The sequence below is a fragment of the Alicyclobacillus fastidiosus genome, from assembly GCF_026651875.1.
GTDB lineage: Bacteria > Bacillota > Bacilli > Alicyclobacillales > Alicyclobacillaceae > Alicyclobacillus > Alicyclobacillus fastidiosus.
On record NZ_CP104067.1, the window covers coordinates 3,511,252 to 3,527,429 of the forward strand.

Consider the following 16,178-nt stretch of genomic DNA (forward strand, 5'->3'; position numbering starts at 1 on the left):
GACGATAACCCTCGCGTCACGGTATGCACAAAGCGGCCGCCGAATTAGGCGACCGCCAAGGGGATGTCCGTAAAGGTCCTATCGTCGTTCCGGAACGACATCGATGCCTATTTCGAACATGTCGTGTTTAGTGTGCCGAACAAGAACAGCCGCCGCCCGTCGAACAACTGCCTCCAGATCCGCAACTGCGCGGCCCCTGTTCCACCGGCACCTCCGTTTTCAAGTGTGCGAGAAGGACGAGCATCACCTCTTGCAACATGGCGTTGAGTTCGTCTTGCGCGGCCTTGTACTGAAGTGCCACAGGAATCTCGGCCAGACGTGCCTCGATGAGCTCGGCTTGCTCCTTCACCCGCTGATATTTATCGCTTTGTTCCCCTACGCGATCCTTTAGAACGAGAAGCCCATTCGTCTTCTTTTTCAGGTCGTCGAACAGCCCCTGTGCCTCCTGATGACGCATCATTTTGTCGCGCGCCTGCCAGTACATGGACGCCGCCTCCGACTGCGCGATGCCGTTGGCAATCTCGTCCACCTTAGCAAACAGCTGTTGCGTCGTCGGATCCAAGACACTCACGAGACACCCTCCTCACTGTCCACAAGTTGCCCCTTTAAGAGGAACGTCTGCGGATGCGTAATCACGACATCGACGTGTTCACCTCGAAGCGAACTATCGCCCGGGAAGAGAATGAGGTGATTGGTTCTCGTTCTACCAGTGAGCACCTCACGGTTGGTCTTGCTCTCGCCTTCGACCAGAACCTCGACGACCTTGCCCGCAAGCGCCTGGTTGCGCTTCAAACTGATCTCGTACTGAGCCTCGTTTAAGCGGCGCAAACGGTCCTTCTTCTCGGCGAACGTAGCCTCATCTGCGAATTTCGCCGCAGGGGTGTTTTCCCGCGGGGAGTAAATAAACGTAAATGCATTGTCGAACTCGACTTCGCGGATCAAGGACAGCGTATCTTGGAACGCTTCCTCCGTCTCGCCGGGGAAGCCGACGATGATATCTGTCGTCAGGCTGACGTTTGGAATCGCTGTACGAATTTTATCTACCAACTGCAGGTAATACTCGCGCGTATGCGTGCGATTCATCCGCTTCAAGATGTCATTGTTGCCGGATTGAACGGGCAGATGAACGTGTTCCACGACGTGACTGCACTCGGCGATGGCCAGAATCAGTTCGTCCGTAAAGTTCCACGGATTAGACGTGGTGAACCGAATGCGGTCAATGCCTTCGATGTCGTTGACCTGTCGAAGCAACTCCGCAAACGTAATCGTCCCCAAATCTACGCCGTAGTCATTTACGTTCTGGCCGAGCAGCGTGATTTCGCGGTACCCGGCTCCTACCAACTCACGCACTTCAGCCAGGATATCCTCCGGCTGCCGACTGCGTTCACGCCCTCGCGTGTACGGGACGATGCAGTACGTGCAAAACTTGTTGCAACCATATTGGATATTGACCCAGGCGCGCACGCTGTCCTTGCGCAGCTTGGGGATATCCTCCACCGTCTCGGCCGCCTTCTCCCAGACCTCCATCACCGTCTCTTGCGACTGCTTGGCAGCCGTCAGAATGGCGGGCAAGCGATGGATGTTGTGTGTTCCGAACACCACATCCACCCACGGGAATTTCTCGAGCACCATCTTCTGCACGCCTTGCTCCTGCGCCATGCAGCCGCACAAGCCGAGCAAAAGCTCAGGGTTCCTCGCCTTTAACGGACGAAGCCGACCGATCTCGCCAAACACTTTCGACTCCGCATTTTCGCGGACCGCGCAAGTGTTGAACAAGATAAAATCCGCGTCCATATCGTCGTCGGTGTGTTCGTACCCCATCGCCAAGAGAAGGCCCGACATCACTTCCGTGTCGTGCTCGTTCATCTGACAACCGTACGTCTTAATGACAAAACGGTAAGGAGATCCGTCCGCTTTCTTGCCAACGCGGTACGCCTTCGTCAACGCATCTATATCGTAAGCCACTCGCTCCACCTGATTGGGGCGATGTGTGCCAAAGGTCAGTCCAAGGCCTTGTTCCAAGCGCCCTTCGCGCGCCAGCTTGACCAGGTTTTCCAACCTCAACAACTCCTCGTGCCGAAGAAAAGATTTGTGATTGCACATCTATCACTTGATGATACCATAATGTGAGACGCGTCTCACGTGGAAATAATGGAGGTGAATTGCCATGTCGGACAAGCTGAATATTCCTACTTTCGAGGTCTATGTAACGGATCGGGAAGAAGGGTACGACGGGGCGGTCGTCGCCCCAGACAAGCAGTCGTTCGCAAGTGACTTGCCAGACATCGACAAAATTGTCCGCGCGCACCAAGCGCTGCTCGTGTATGACAGTACGTGGCGGTACATCCCGTTTCATCAAGTTCGTCTGATCACCAAGGGCAAACGCCGTTTTGCGCTCCCATGGCCGCTCGTCTAACCGGATCGCAAAAAGCGCGTAAGCCTGAGCGAAGACCTGCTTACGCGCATCCTCAAGACCACAGGACACAACGCTCGCACCTCGTCCTCAGGTTCCAGAGCGGTCCCTCAATTGGTCGATGACGCCTTGTAGCGACTTTTGACGAATCTCCGGTTCGTCAAACTTCATCGGTTTCGAATTCGCTTCGAAAAACCAGGGATGCCCCTGTGGGTCGATGCCGATATCCATGGACATCTCACCGAGTTGGCCTTGGTACCCAAAGTCGATGGCTTGGGCGGCCTGCACAACCGCTTGCACCAACTCGTCATTGACGCTCGACGCGTGCTCCCCAAAACTCTCTTCGAGCACCGCGTCCGCATTCGCGATGGATCCGCCATTGGGGACGTGCGTCGTAATCCGGCCTGCGCCGCTGACGCGAACCCCCCGCCCCACCACTTGCCAGACATCACTCTGTTTTTGGAGCAGGACGCGAAAATCACAGGGATGACCCCGATACTCAATCATGGGGATAGCCTGCTGAATGACATAGCTCCCAGGCACGCGTTCGCGACGCACCGTATACCATACGGTGGACGCCGTACTACAGACATACTTTTGCGTCGAGCCGTGCTTGAGCACAGAGACACCCCAGCCACCTTTCACCGAGTCGATCCGAATCATACCGTGGCCGACACTGCCACCCGCTGGTTTCAGATACACGGAGCTGTGCTTTTTCAACATGCTGACGAGTTTATCCTCATTCAGTTCGGGCTCCGTATCAGGTAAGAAGCCGCTCACGCCCCATTGCTTCAACATCTCGTAAATGCGCGCCTTGTTAAAGTACTCTGGGTTGAACATGGGAATCCCCATCTGGCTGCAGATCTGCCGCGCGCGTATGGCACTTGGACGACGTTCCAACGCGCGCGTTGGAATGCGGTTGTACACGGCCTGCGGCCGTGGGCACGGAATTCGTACCCAGCGCTGTTGGCCCAGTCGCACGTAGCCATACCAGATATTCCCCAGCTGTACTTCGTTCGTTGGGATGACGTACATAAACGCGCCCGTTTCGCGGGCGGTCGCGATGACATCTCGGAAATTAAGCCGCGCACCAATAAACCCGTTCTTCCCTTCGCCGGCGAGAATGGCAAAGACGGGACCCACCTCGGCAACTGCGCCTGTTTCCTTCAGCGAAATTGGGCACCGGTACAAAATCTGGCCGCGGGGGAGGTTCGCTGTGATCGGCAACTGTATACCGCCGCCTGCGAACCTTGCATGTACGGGCCACTTTTTCCCCTTATTAGCCAGCGGCCGGACGGCGTTCGCGATGTGGTTGCCCTGTCGCAACCACACCAATTCTGCGTTCTGTTCTTGGCTCAAAAGATGTGACCCCTCTTCCTCATCGAGCCCCTGCGACTTTTGCCCGACGCGTTTTAACGCTCGATTTGACGCTCGTGCGCTGGGTGGGGATGCCCCATTCGACGCGGACGTCCACGTTTTCATTCCACGTCCGTCCTTGTTCGATCATGACGAAGAGCGGCTCGATATACTCCCGGTACTGACTGTATGCAGCGTGCCGCCGAATGGTCTCTATATTGCGTTGAATCAACGGTCGGATTACACCGACGTTCCCGTCATAAAAAGCGGTTTGCACATTTGGCGTATACAGGTCGGGAATGCTGAAATCCCGGTAATGTGTGGCGAGCATGTGCGCCAAATGGAACGCTGCGGTGGTGACGGTCTCGCTGCATATGAAACTAGCTGGCGTACGGTATTCAAAGCCACCGTAGTCCTTGTGTCGAACATCGCCAAGGTACCCATACTTTGGTCGTCGCCAGCCGGCTGTCTGCCTGACTTCGACAGCCATCAGAGGCAATCCCAAGTAGTTGTCCAGTACTTTAACCAACTGACTGGAGAACGGAATCCCCGAGAAATGGATGTGTCCGCCGGTACAATACGGTCGAAATGGCATACTGCCAGCCCGCCATTCGACGTTGGCCCGGTTAATTCGCTCACTTGCCTCTCGCATCGTTCCTCTCAAGTTTTGCAAGAGACCGTTCGGCGTCGGGTCTGGAGAGGGACGAAGCTCCAACAACGGCAGTCGCTTGCCGTCAAAGTTTACACTTCGGTCGTCGCACCCGACGCGACCCCGCCTGGTGAAATAGTTGCTGGCGAGGACCATCTTCCCCTGTGGATTGCGTAGCATCAACTCTACGTCCGAGCCCAACGTCACCGTGTAGGTTCCGCGACGCGCCTGCTCCTCCCGCTCCATAAAGGCCGTCATCGCATCTTTGTACATCTCGAGCATGCGCCCTTCGAGCACAGGCGTCGCGGTCACGTCCATCACCTGCAGCAAGCCCTTGGGTCCGACACCGATACTGACCATCCCAAAATCGAGCCCAAGCGCGTGCAAGGTTCTCGTGGCAAGAAAAATAGCCCGCCGCGTCTGTTTGTCTTCGGTCACCGCGATCTCGTCGAACGACGCGTGGACACGCGATATTCGTGCGCTGGCCCAATTCGCACCAGAGTCGGATCGGAAACAACCAATCGGCACTAAATCAAACATCGGAATTCGGTACTGCCGACTAAACGTCGTGACCCCACCGAACTTGGTCGTCCGCGCGGCCACGCGAACGCCGACGCGGCGAAGGAATTTGCCCATTTCCACGCGGGACGCAATTCGCGCAATGGCATCCTTGGTGTTGAGTACCGAACCTTGCTGTGGGTCGCTCTCCTCAGCAGCACCCCAGCGGAGTAAGACATCTGAGTCCGTTACCGAATTTGTCGCGACATATCGAGATAATCGAGATAATTTCGCCAACAACCTCTTCGCAGAAGGCTGGTTTCGATGTAGTAGGTAATACGCCATTCCCCACGTCCCCCTCTCTCCGAGGCTCTATTTCGCCGTTTTTGTCGCCAGGTAGATGGCATACCGCATCGGCCGTTCGAACGAAAGGTCTACCAGGTCCTGGCGTCCTTTATCCGTCGTGGGCGCCTTCCTCGGTTTGGAGTTCACCTCGATGATCCACACTTTCCCCGACGTATCCAGACCTAGGTCGATACCCAGTTCGCCAAACGTCCGTCCTGAGTTTTTTTCAAGCGCGTCGACAACCTGTCGAGAAAGTCTGCGAATCTGGTTCTTCGCCCGCGTTCTCTGGTCCGCCTTTGCCAGGCATTCGGCAAGCGCATCGTCGACGGGCATCGCATCTCCGCCACCGCTCAGATTGGACGTGAAGTCACCCGACTTGGCGACACGAGCGAACATTTTCGTCCGTTTCCAGTCCCCGGTCTGATCCCGCTGCATCAAGATGCGGAAATCGGCAGGTCTTTGCTGATACGTTGCAAGAGGTACCCCTTCTTGCCAGATATACGGTCGATTCTTCAACCTTGTGCGAAATGCGCTGAGGACTTCTTTCGCAGATGATCCCTTTCCACGCAAAATCGAGGATGTCTTCTGTTTTAACTCGTACGTAAGTGACCCGTCTCGGTGCTTGACAAACCGTGCAATCCCAAGACCCAGGCTTCCGTGCAGGGGTTTCAGAAAGGAGACGGCGTGTGCGTTGACAAACGCAACGGCAGACGAAAAGGTGCTGTGCCTTTGCGTCTTCGGCAGGTGGTCGCGAACGGTCAAGTCGTCCTTGAGCCAGTCATAGACCTGCCACTTGTCAAAGAATCCGTCGTTAAATAGCTTTTCGCCATACCGCATTGAGAGGGCTTCGCGAATTCCCTGAACATCTTTGTCCCTCTCCAACTTGCGGGAATGTAGTTGGTCGTAGATCACGTCCGGCAGGGGCAGTTCACGTCGGTACCACTTGCCCTCGTGCAAGACGTATCCGGAGACGGTCCCCTTCCGCAGGTTGACCGAGAGAATATTGAACACAAAACAAACGGCACCGTGTTCGCACCCTGCCTCCACCAAACGTTTGAGCGACTGGGTTTGACTGGTGTTGCGGAGCGTCTTTGCATCTTTATCCCACCGCGGGTTCGAGAGGATTCCAATGAGTGGCCCGAACTGAATTCGCCCTCTTGAAACCCCCGCTGGCATCTGCCAGGTGTATTCCGTCAACCGAAGTTGTTCTGCTGCCTTGCTGCTCATCGACAAGGCGTCATTCGGCAATGACCGATCAATTACGGCCGGAAGCGTCACCCTCCGTCCCCCATGGACACATTCCACGGAACGAAACGGTGTGATTGCTGCCAGATGACCGGCAGAGGGGTTCAGACGCAGGAGTGGTTCCGCGCTTTGGAACGTTTTTACGCGTAGCTGTCGTTGCTCCCCTTCCATGATTCACGGCTCCCTTCCTATGCGAATCCGAAAAGGCCCAGTGTTTCACAGGAGCGAGTTACGCCGCACAGTGAACCCCTTCGGACAACCGCTTCATGCATCCTAACCACCAAAGCCAGTTGCCCTGATAGCATATTCAAGGAGACACTCCAGTGATAGACGGCGGGTGTCCGGTGACAACATGCGCAGCATCCGTCGACCTGGGGTGGGATTGACTTCAAAAATGAAGATGCGCCCGTCGGGCCTGAGCGCTAAATCGACGCCCAATTCGGCAAATGCTCCATAGCGATTCGCCAACGTCTTCACAACTGCTGACGCCAGTTCATCCATCTTGGCAATTTTATCCTTGACACTGTCTCGTCCGACGACTTTCTGAACCAATTCTTCCGCTTCGTGCGCCGCGCCGCCCGTGTGGATGTTCGTCGTGACGGCGCCTCTTTGCCCGACGCGGGCCACGCGGGCGACGACGCTTGGCTCGTCACTGGATTGCACGAGCCAACGAAAGTCGTACGGTTTACCATCCGACTGGGCCAGTTCGATGGTGTCCTGAACGACGGCGCGCGCCAATCGCGTCCGCTTCCAGAATGCTGTACACTCTTGTGGCGTCCGAATCGTGAGTGTCTCGACGGTGGTGCGCGGCTCAAATATTTTTGAATACCGCTCAGTACTCCGCGGAACGATTCGCCGCTCAAACGAAACTTGGATAGCGTGACCTTTACGCGTCATGTGGTAAACCGAAACGCCCTGAGACCCGCCGGGCGGTTTCACGTATACGTCTCGGCGCGCCATCACCTCTTGAAACAGTTGGGTGCCGCTTGTGCACAAAGTGGTGGTTGGCAGGTGTGCTCGTAATTCAGACGTCGACCGCAGTACTTGATACAGCGCCCACTTGTTGCTACACTGGCTCGGCAACGTGTGTAGGCGCCCTCGAGCCATCAGTTGCTGTAACTCCTGCTTGGCCACTTGAGCGTGCGACTTGTGAAAAGTACCTGTCCGGCGAAGGACGAGGTCAGGCGTCAGATTTTGCATCGTCGTCCACGTTCTCGCGCCTCCGTCGTACACCTGAGCCGATTTGGCGCCGACATCTCCCGGCGTCTGAACGACGATGAATGCACCCAGTGCCTGTCCGTATGTACTCAGTTCTTCAAACATGCGAGTCTGTTCGCCAAATTGCCGGTCCGCCGAGGCCAACCTGTCTGCGTACAGTCCCACGACGGGACCGAGCTTCCACACACTCCCGCGCGATTGCACATGCAACACGAAACTCATCTTCGCGCCAAATAGAGCGCTCGCCAACGCTGTGGAAACGTAGATCGCAGATGTCTTTGCCTGACCTGTTCGCCTCGTGCACTGTACGGTGGTCATCCGCCCTCCAAACAGCAATTTATTGGGCAGCTTGTGGCCGCCAAGGCCGCTCACCTGGATGTGATTCCCCCGCAAATTTGCAGCGATTTTCACAGACATCCGCATGTTGAGAACCTCCCTGAAAAGTGGGCAGGGGCAGCAAAGACGCCCCTCCCCATCCTTAGGTCTTGGCCTTAGTCCTCGATTTCGACCTCTTCAAGTAAGCTTTCTTCCTCGAAGAAATCCTCATCTTTCTTCTCAACCAATTCAGCTGTCAAAACACAGAGCTTGGTGTGTCACCGGAAAACACATCCCCTAGTCGCGCACCACTCGCAGGGCAGTGACGACATAACACGAGAATTGCAGACGAGCCGTCTTTTCTTTCAGCCCTGTACACAGAATCGCGTACTTATTATGATAATTAAGGATATATTCGCGAGTCGAAAGAGATGGTGTACATAGTGAACAATGAAACTGAGCATTCGGTGGACGAACACAATGCGACGCTCAACCGCCTCGCAGCTATCGGAGAGGTTTCCGCTGGTATCGCACATGAAATACGAAATCCACTGACAGCGGTAAAAGGATTTCTCCAGTTGATGGAACGCGACTACCCAAGCCCGCACTGGAGTGTCGTGCAGTCGGAACTAGAACAGGCGATTGGGACCGTGCACGAACTGCTGTCGGTGTCCAAACCCAATTTAGTCACCGAACCAAAAAGGCAATTTAGTCTGTGCGCCATTATCGAAAACATCCTCTCGCTGTTTCACAAAGAGATGTATCGAGTGAAGGTTCACAAACGCTTTCACCATACAAAAGCGATGGTTTACGGGAAACAAAATCAAGTCAAACGAGCAATTTTCAATTTATTGAAAAATGCATTTGAAGCCATCGAAGATGAAGGCAACATCGTCATTGAACACCGTCGTTCATCCGATTCGGTCATTTTGACCATCAGCGACAGCGGCCCTGGCATCCCACAGGACAAACTTTCCTTACTCGGCACTCCGTTTTTCACGACGAAGGATACTGGAACAGGGCTGGGGTTATCTCAAGTATATTCGACGTTCTACGAACATGGCGCCGATATCACGGTCAAATCGAACGGCGAAGGGACGGTGTTCACCATCATATTTCCAACGGTTTCATCGGGCATCGACGGTTCGCGGGCAGCCGAGCTCACCTACGTCGAAGGAGAAGCCATAAAGGAATTTTTTCGCCGCCACCGGACACAATTCAACGAAGCAATGGAATCCGAAGCGAAAACCACGTTTGAAATCGTGTCGCAGTCGAAACTGGTCTCCACGAGTGACCTACTCGAGCACGCCAACCAAATTCTCAATTTAATTCACGACGGGTTGACACAAGAAGTGATCGCGTTGGCTCAGGAACGCGGAATCGTTTGGGCACAATCGGATATCCCCATCATTTCGAAAATGGAATGGTTCTACGCGCTCCGCAAGGTGATATGGAGACTCCTCAGCTTTTACCACGTCAATTCTCAGGTGACGGCCGCAGAGGCATTTGACATCGCCGACCGCATCAGCGATACGCTCGACAACTTTATCATTCACTTCAACGTGAGCTTTACGCGCTATCGCGACAACATCGTCCGTTCCCAACAATCGATTATTGATGAACTTACCGTTCCAGTCATTCCCCTATTCAATCACGTCGCCGTCCTGCCGCTCATCGGCGTCTTCGACGAAAAACGAATCGAAAAAATCGAGGAGCGACTGCTCGATGATATCGAATCCAAGGGGATCCAAAAACTGTTTATCGACCTCTCCGGCGCAGTCATCACAGACGCCCAGGTCGCCGAACTGTTTCGAAAGGTGTTCAATGGAGTCTCCCTGCTCGGCTGCATAACAGTGTTGACGGGTATCCGGGCGGCAACCGCCAAAGTCATGCTGAAATCTGGGTTGGACTTTAGCCAAATCACAGTGGAAAGCACGCTTCAACAAGCCTTGGCTAAAGAATCCACGAACGGATGCGCAGCCATCTGACAACCCGCTGTCATGGAATGAGGTCGCCCCTAGGGACGACCTCGTTGGGGTATTCGGCGCGGCACGCGATGCTGCCTCATACGCGGTTGAAGCTTGTACAAACATGGCGCTTAAAGCCAATGTTGGACCAAATACCGGTACAGGTATCCACACAGAATGAGGGCGGCAATTAGCCCAAACACAGTCGCGCCAACCTTGGTCCTGGTATCTAAAGTACGGGATTGTCCGTCTTCCGTTCGCATAGGTTTTCGCCTCCCCGCACTTAGAATGAGGTGCGGGGAGGCGAACCATGCAGACAAATCATGTTATCCTCGTCACGTGATCACGCGTAGATACCCGTTGACTTCCAGGTTGGACCCGTCCCCAGAACCGGTGCTACGCTGCGCGGTACGAACGAAGGAATTGTTCTAGTCGGCCGGACCTGACGCGGTACGGTGTGTATTTTTTCTTCCGGTATCGAACCACTTCCACCATTTCGTCCCCATACAGGTACATATTCAGTAGGAACGTGGTCTTCCCTTGAATGATTTTCACCACGACCGGCTGCTCTTTGAACTGTGGGATGATTCCACCTTCATAGAGAAAGTTCGCCCCGTTGAAATCCTCAATAAACGATTCGCGATCCGCCGGCGCAAGTCGCTCCTCGTTGATGAAAACGTCAGAAACGTGGTTGGGTCGGAGCTTGGGATGCGTCGAAAACTGATCGAAAAACCAATTTGCCCAGGCCGTTGGCGGAGTCATAAAAAATGCAAGGACAATATGAACGGCTAACAGTATGACGATGATCCAAAAAATCATTGGCAATCCTCCCCACTCAAACTGGAATCTATAAATGTCCGCGATTTGCGTGCGATTTTGCAACAGCGCGGCAGGGCGCCAATCAGCGTCTCTCAATGACGTTATTATAGCGCGAAACTCCGCCATCCAAACCGCGAAATCGGATCATTCACAGGTACGTAAAACTTTGTTAATCATTTACACACAAATTCGCCGTATTTCCGACACACAGTTGGACCCCCCGGGCCGTCGCTCCTGTTGTACAATGTCGTGAAGGAAGTGATATCAGAGGTATCACAAGCATACATTAGAGTGCAGGGAGAACTGGCTCGACGACTACTGACCGTGATGGGTCGTCGCAAAATGCGGAAGACAAAGGGCCCCGAGAAGTCACTTGCTCAATCGATGTGTAAGCCTCACCTTACACAACGGGTTATCACGGTTTTTTGCGCTTCCACTGTTTAAGCAGTTGGACGAGTGCTGAGGACACTTGAAGCAGCAAAAGTGTGATTTTTAGAGCAGATACGAGCTCCTTCACGGTGGTCTCCCCTCTCAATTCGGGGCCCAACGTCTCCTACTAAATAGATATGATTCCATGTCCAAGAATATTCCTATTGACATACAAGTGTTGGCATGTTTTCAAATCTTCGTGTGATCCAGCCACACGCCCCGCTCGACGACTGGGCACCCGCCCTTGTCCACATTTGCTTTGCGCCTTGGGCGCGAACGCCCCGCACCCAACATCACCTCACGTCGCATGCGGCGCTGAATCCCTTCAATTCGCCTCCTTCCCATTCCTCGATGTGCCCACTGCACGGATCACGAAGTCCTGATACGCTTTGGTGTGCGCCTGCGTCCAACGTCCCACGACCGTGATGGTGGGCGGTTTCGGCTGTAATTTCTCCACAATATCACCCCCAGAGATCCCGTTTCACCGCTCCCGCACCGGCGCGTGACCGCCGCTGCCAGACATTCCTCACTCATTCCTATGCCGGGCAGGTTTGTCTGTTTGCCCGACTGAGCGTGGTGACAACACAGATGCATGTCGCGAGGGGTCGTCGCCATAATGTGACAAGTGAAGGGGTGAATCCGATGCGAGCCGCCATTTACATTCGCGTGTCCACGCAGGAACAAGCAAGCGAAGGATTTTCCTTGTCGGCACAGACACAAAAACTGCGTGCCTATTGTGAGAGTCAAGACTGGAGCGTCGCAGATGTGTATGCCGACGAGGGATTCTCTGCAAAAGACACCGACCGACCGTCCCTACAACGTTTGATGCAGGACATTTCGAACCGTCAACTCGACGTGGTACTTGTGTATAAACTCGATCGCCTCACGCGATCCGTCTCTGACCTCTATGAACTCCTGCGATGGTTCGATAAGTATGACGTCGGCTTTAAATCGGCGACGGAAATATTCGATACGACAACCGCCATTGGCCGGCTCTTTATCACCATGGTCGCGGCGATGGCGCAATGGGAGCGAGAGACCATCGGTGAACGGGTATCGGTTGGCATGGCACAAAAGGCGCTAGAGGGAAAGCGCGTGACGGCGAGCGCGCCGTTTGGGTATATCAAACGCGGTGACACATTGGTCGTTCAAGAATCAGAGGCCGAAATCGTCCGGGAGGTATTTCGCAAATACATCTGTGGGTATGGCCTTCACCGTCTCAACAAGTGGTTGCAAAGTACGCATGCCAGCGACCGGATCGCTGACCCCCACACAATTGCCTACATGCTGGAGAATCCGGTGTACATCGGCAAACTGCGCTGGGGATTTAGAAGCTCCAAGAGTCACCAAGAGGTGATCATTACAGACGGAGACCACCCCCCCATCATCGACGATGGAACGTGGGAACTAGCACAAGCTGTCCGCGGGCGGAGGCGGTGTGCTTCCCCGCGATCCGGCACTGGGTTGTTTCCATTTACCGGACTGCTCTACTGTTCGCAGTGCGGTGGGAAAATGGTCGGGTATCACGGGCGCAAATATCGATACTACCGATGCAGAAATCACCGCCTGCATATGTGTCGCGCCAAAATGGTCCGATGTGACGTAATGGAACCTGTCATCATCGGTTTTCTCGACCAGATGAGCCAGGAATCCCTTTCCAGGGGCACACCGCCCGCTTCGGTGGAGACGGCATCCGCCAAGATGCGCGACGTGGAGCGAGGGAGAAGCTTACTGGAGGCTAGAAAGAGACGATTGTGGGACGCATATGAACGGGAAAGCATCACTCTTGAGGAATTGAGCGAACGCCTCAAACGAATCGAACAAGAAGAACGCGCCTTGAACGACCAGGAGGTGGGTACAAACCAGGAAAAAACGAACGACGAGCCATCGCGACCTTCAATCGCAGAGGTGACACAGCGATTGAGCGTTGGTTGGGAGTCACTGCAACCATTACAGCGCAAAGAACTCGCGCGCGCACTCATCGAACGGATAGACGTCGATCGCGAGCACATTCAGGTTCAGCTGAAACGGATGTAGTTCGAAGGAACAAAGCTTAGTTTGCCCGATCACTTCCACGCCGAGTTCCTTCTCCACGCGAACCAGTACTTCCGAGCCGTTCCCAGTGAGGGTGGCGTCCAGGCAGTTCGGACTCTGGATGACACTGACGTTGACTTCGCGGGAGTCACGGATGCATTCCGCGTCGAGATCGCGTAGGGCAATCTGTTCGACGTACGTGACCGTTTCCTTCGCAACAGCCGTCTCGGAGTTATTGTTGTGCGAGTACCAGACATTCACATCGAAGCGACCGTGAATCTCGACGTAATCCCCGACGAGTTCCGCCTCGTACATGTGATTCATAACCCAGCAACCACCGATTGTACTTGGACGATACGTGGGGCGGACCGTATATGTCGTCTGTGCATATTTACTGCCCCGGCCGCAGACCGCGTTGGCCATGATCTCACGGTAGTTGAGGTCTTTGTTTGAAAGCACCATGCGGCAACCTCCTCTAATTTGGCTCAGGTGATGAACATAGTCATACGCCCGAGTTTGATACTGTATCGGTATGCGGGGCGAAAGAAAGTGGTGAACGCCGTGCCGCCTCATCTCCTACGAGTCAGTCGCCCAACCGCAACCACAAGACATCGTATGCGTTCGCCTAATGGGGTGCGCATGAAGAGGGATGTGCCGCTACAAGATGGGCTTTTACACAAGAGGAGAGCGCCCAATGTGGGACGCTCTCCTCTTGTGTCGTATGTCATCACGCCGGCAATTGCCGAACTAAAAACGCCTCGAAATTGTCAAATAACAACTGCCTCGCCAAGTCGGGACCGTATCGGTCGGCTAGCTGCTCCGCGAAGCTCGCGTAATCGCTACTTCGCGCAAGTCCCTCCACAGCGTGCGATGTACCGTCAAAATCTGAACCGAAGCCGATGTGTTTGGCGCCTCCGAGGTTCAAAACGTGATCGAGATGGCGAAATACATCATTCACAGTGGTCGACCCGTCAGTCAGGAAACTCGCTTCGAACGTCAGTCCCATCCAACCGTCTCGACGAATAATCTCCCGGATGACGTCGTCCGTCAAGTTGCGGCGGTGGTCGTGAATGGCACGGGCGTTCGCGTGGGAAGCCATCACGGGGCCATCTGTGAAGCGAAGAATATCCCGGACGCCCGTATCGTGGAGATGTGCGAGGTCAATCCACATGGAAAGGCGCTGTAACTCGCGCACCACTGCCCGACCAGCACGCGTCAAACCCGCTCCGCGCAGTTCACCACAACCGTCTGCCAACTCGTTGGCATCATTCCACGTCAGACCCATACCGCGTACGCCCAACTCGTGGAGCATTCGAAGAATTTCGACACTCCCACGAAGGCAACCGCCCCCCTCGAGCGACAAGATGCCTGCGAGTTGCCCTTGTGCCCTGGCCGCACGCAGATCAGCTCGGGATTTCACGTGGCGTACAGTCGGTACCGTCGCAACTTGACCATAGAACGCATCGATCTCGCGAAGCACGTCATGCAGTTGACTGCCGGCATCTGCGTTTGGCGACACATACAGCGCGAATACCTGTGTTGCAACGTGCCCAAGAGCGAGTGACGGAAGACTGGCATCGAGTGACGGCCCATCCTCGGTAAATCGAATCTTTGTATCCAACAACTTCATTAATACATCGACATGCGCGTCCGCAACGAGCCATGGCTGCAACTGTACTATCTCCTCTCATTCCGAAACACACGTGCGAAGAATTACCGCGGTTCCACAAGAAGTCGAATGGCAGTTCTGTCTTCACCGTCAATTTGTATATCGGTGAACGCCGGTATACAAATCAAGTCTACGCCACTTGGGGCGACAAAACCTCTGGCAATGGCGACGGCCTTTACGGCTTGATTGAGCGCACCCGCACCGATCGCTTGTATTTCAGCGCTTCCTTGTTCGCGTAATACCCCTGCCAAAGCCCCCGCAACTGAATTCGGATTTGACTTAGCCGAGACCTTTAATACATCCACGATGAAATGACCTCCTCTATCCCCTTCGGCAGTAGGACAATATATCGATATTGCACACTAGCCCTATTTATGCTAAGAAGTGGACAAGAAAGATCTACATCTACATCATCGACATCGTGGTTAAGCGTCAGGTTCGTACCGATAAATCGGATCGATGCGCGTCGCGCGACCTGATTCGTCGTCAAAATCCATCATCACGGCACAAAACTGCCTCGGTCCATCTGCTACTTCAAATTTCGCGGGAAGTTGCGTGCGCATCCGCCGTATCACCGATTCCCGTTTCATGCCGAGAATGCCGTTGCGCGGGCCGACCATGCCCACGTCAGAGATGTACGCCGTACCGCCGGGCAGGATTCGAGCGTCGGCGGTGGGGACGTGCGTATGCGTTCCAAGAACCGCGGATACGCGCCCAGCAAATTCCCAGCCCATCCCCAGTTTCTCTGAAGTGACTTCCGCGTGCATGTCGACGATGATGTGCTTGATATGGGGATGTTCCTTCAATATGTTCTCCACCGCCGCGAACGGACAGTCGATCGTACTGAGAAACGTTCTTCCCATCACGTTGATGATGAGTACTTCCCGTCGCCCCACGCGACACACCGTGAACCCACGTCCAGGTGTACCAGCAGGGTAATTTGCCGGACGGACAATCCGTTCGTCGTCATCAATGAAATCAAAAATCTGCCGCTGGTCCCACGTGTGGTTCCCCATCGTCACGATCTCGACGCCAGCGTCGTACAACTCCTCAGCGGAGTGGCTCGAAAGACCCCGGCCCCGGGTGGCGTTCTCGCCATTGGCGACGACCAAATCCGGTTTGTGTTCCGGCAGAAGCTCCTGCAGAACTTCCGCGACGTATTGGCGCCCTGGTTGCCCAACGATATCTCCTATGAATAAGACCTTCACAATCCTTATCCCT

Annotated in this window: 15 protein-coding genes; 3 read left to right on the forward strand and 12 right to left on the reverse strand. The window is 54.6% G+C overall.

Annotation, left to right across the window (positions count from 1 at the left end):
- Nucleotides 1-127: 127 nt before the first annotated feature.
- Together NZD89_RS17270 and miaB are read right to left on the reverse strand one after the other, a co-directional pair.
- The gene (locus NZD89_RS17270; RefSeq protein WP_268004025.1) at nt 128-571 is read right to left on the reverse strand and encodes a YlbF/YmcA family competence regulator; all 444 of its coding nucleotides are present in this window, start codon (nt 569-571) and stop codon (nt 128-130) included.
- Complete coding sequence (gene miaB, locus NZD89_RS17275; RefSeq protein ID WP_268004026.1) at nt 568-2,058, reverse strand: tRNA (N6-isopentenyl adenosine(37)-C2)-methylthiotransferase MiaB; 1,491 nt, start codon at nt 2,056-2,058, stop codon at nt 568-570. The genes NZD89_RS17270 and miaB overlap by 4 nt, the downstream gene beginning before the upstream one ends.
- A 109-nt stretch (nt 2,059-2,167) precedes the next feature.
- On the opposite strand from miaB, the gene NZD89_RS17280 reads away from it, so the two are divergent.
- Nucleotides 2,168-2,416 carry a hypothetical protein gene (locus tag NZD89_RS17280; RefSeq protein WP_268004027.1) on the forward strand — a complete coding sequence of 83 codons (249 nt, stop codon included), beginning with the start codon at nt 2,168-2,170 and terminating at the stop codon, nt 2,414-2,416.
- Between the two features lie 87 nt (nt 2,417-2,503).
- Here the strand turns inward: NZD89_RS17280 and NZD89_RS17285 are convergent, their stop codons facing one another.
- The 4 genes from NZD89_RS17285 to NZD89_RS17300 all read right to left on the reverse strand — a co-directional run bounded on the left by NZD89_RS17285 (nt 2,504) and on the right by NZD89_RS17300 (nt 8,147).
- Complete coding sequence (locus NZD89_RS17285) at nt 2,504-3,895, reverse strand: YheC/YheD family endospore coat-associated protein (RefSeq protein WP_268004028.1); 1,392 nt, start codon at nt 3,893-3,895, stop codon at nt 2,504-2,506.
- Entirely contained in the window at nt 3,792-5,261 is a 1,470-nt protein-coding gene (locus tag NZD89_RS17290; protein WP_268004029.1) for a putative amidoligase domain-containing protein, read from the reverse strand. The genes NZD89_RS17285 and NZD89_RS17290 overlap by 104 nt, the downstream gene beginning before the upstream one ends.
- Before the next feature lie 27 nt (nt 5,262-5,288).
- Entirely contained in the window at nt 5,289-6,677 is a 1,389-nt protein-coding gene (locus NZD89_RS17295; RefSeq protein ID WP_268004030.1) for a YheC/YheD family endospore coat-associated protein, read from the reverse strand.
- A 102-nt stretch (nt 6,678-6,779) separates the two neighbouring features.
- Complete coding sequence (locus NZD89_RS17300) at nt 6,780-8,147, reverse strand: YheC/YheD family protein (protein WP_268004031.1); 1,368 nt, start codon at nt 8,145-8,147, stop codon at nt 6,780-6,782.
- 335 nt (nt 8,148-8,482) lie between these two features.
- Between NZD89_RS17300 and NZD89_RS17305 the strand changes: the two genes are divergently transcribed.
- On the forward strand, nt 8,483-10,027 hold the full coding sequence (locus tag NZD89_RS17305) for an ATP-binding protein (RefSeq protein WP_268004032.1): 1,545 nt from the start codon (nt 8,483-8,485) through the stop codon (nt 10,025-10,027).
- 375 nt (nt 10,028-10,402) lie between these two features.
- Here the strand turns inward: NZD89_RS17305 and NZD89_RS17310 are convergent, their stop codons facing one another.
- On the reverse strand, nt 10,403-10,825 hold the full coding sequence (locus NZD89_RS17310) for a YfmQ family protein (protein ID WP_268004033.1): 423 nt from the start codon (nt 10,823-10,825) through the stop codon (nt 10,403-10,405).
- Nucleotides 10,826-11,579: 754 nt separating this feature from the next.
- Entirely contained in the window at nt 11,580-11,711 is a 132-nt protein-coding gene (locus NZD89_RS17315; protein WP_268004034.1) for a hypothetical protein, read from the reverse strand.
- A gap of 185 nt (nt 11,712-11,896) precedes the next feature.
- Here NZD89_RS17315 and NZD89_RS17320 point away from each other — a divergent pair, with 185 nt between their 5' ends.
- Nucleotides 11,897-13,291 (forward strand): recombinase family protein, encoded by a 1,395-nt coding sequence (locus NZD89_RS17320; RefSeq protein ID WP_268004035.1) that lies wholly within the window; start codon nt 11,897-11,899, stop codon nt 13,289-13,291.
- Here the strand turns inward: NZD89_RS17320 and cotE are convergent.
- The 4 genes from cotE to NZD89_RS17340 all read right to left on the reverse strand — a co-directional run bounded on the left by cotE (nt 13,205) and on the right by NZD89_RS17340 (nt 16,165).
- Complete coding sequence (gene cotE, locus NZD89_RS17325) at nt 13,205-13,750, reverse strand: outer spore coat protein CotE (RefSeq protein ID WP_268004036.1); 546 nt, start codon at nt 13,748-13,750, stop codon at nt 13,205-13,207. The genes NZD89_RS17320 and cotE overlap by 87 nt on opposite strands.
- Before the next feature lie 265 nt (nt 13,751-14,015).
- Nucleotides 14,016-14,960 (reverse strand): dipeptidase, encoded by a 945-nt coding sequence (locus NZD89_RS17330; protein WP_268004037.1) that lies wholly within the window; start codon nt 14,958-14,960, stop codon nt 14,016-14,018.
- A 41-nt stretch (nt 14,961-15,001) separates the two neighbouring features.
- Nucleotides 15,002-15,262: a stage V sporulation protein S gene (locus NZD89_RS17335; protein WP_021294820.1), complete on the reverse strand. Its 261-nt coding sequence runs from the start codon at nt 15,260-15,262 to the stop codon at nt 15,002-15,004.
- Nucleotides 15,263-15,382: 120 nt separating this feature from the next.
- The gene (locus NZD89_RS17340; RefSeq protein WP_268004038.1) at nt 15,383-16,165 is read right to left on the reverse strand and encodes a TIGR00282 family metallophosphoesterase; all 783 of its coding nucleotides are present in this window, start codon (nt 16,163-16,165) and stop codon (nt 15,383-15,385) included.
- Nucleotides 16,166-16,178: the final 13 nt, after the last annotated feature.

Bases quoted from the DNA above. Each gene is read 5' to 3' on its own strand.
- NZD89_RS17280 (WP_268004027.1), top strand. From the start codon at position 2,168: ATGTCGGACAAGCTGAATATTCCTACTTTCGAGGTCTATGTAACGGAT.
- NZD89_RS17285 (WP_268004028.1), bottom strand. From the start codon at position 3,895: ATGAAAACGTGGACGTCCGCGTCGAATGGGGCATCCCCACCCAGCGCA.
- NZD89_RS17290 (WP_268004029.1), bottom strand. From the start codon at position 5,261: ATGGCGTATTACCTACTACATCGAAACCAGCCTTCTGCGAAGAGGTTG.
- NZD89_RS17295 (WP_268004030.1), bottom strand. From the start codon at position 6,677: ATGGAAGGGGAGCAACGACAGCTACGCGTAAAAACGTTCCAAAGCGCG.
- NZD89_RS17300 (WP_268004031.1), bottom strand. From the start codon at position 8,147: ATGCGGATGTCTGTGAAAATCGCTGCAAATTTGCGGGGGAATCACATC.
- NZD89_RS17310 (WP_268004033.1), bottom strand. From the start codon at position 10,825: ATGATTTTTTGGATCATCGTCATACTGTTAGCCGTTCATATTGTCCTT.
- NZD89_RS17320 (WP_268004035.1), top strand. From the start codon at position 11,897: ATGCGAGCCGCCATTTACATTCGCGTGTCCACGCAGGAACAAGCAAGC.
- cotE (WP_268004036.1), bottom strand. From the start codon at position 13,750: ATGGTGCTTTCAAACAAAGACCTCAACTACCGTGAGATCATGGCCAAC.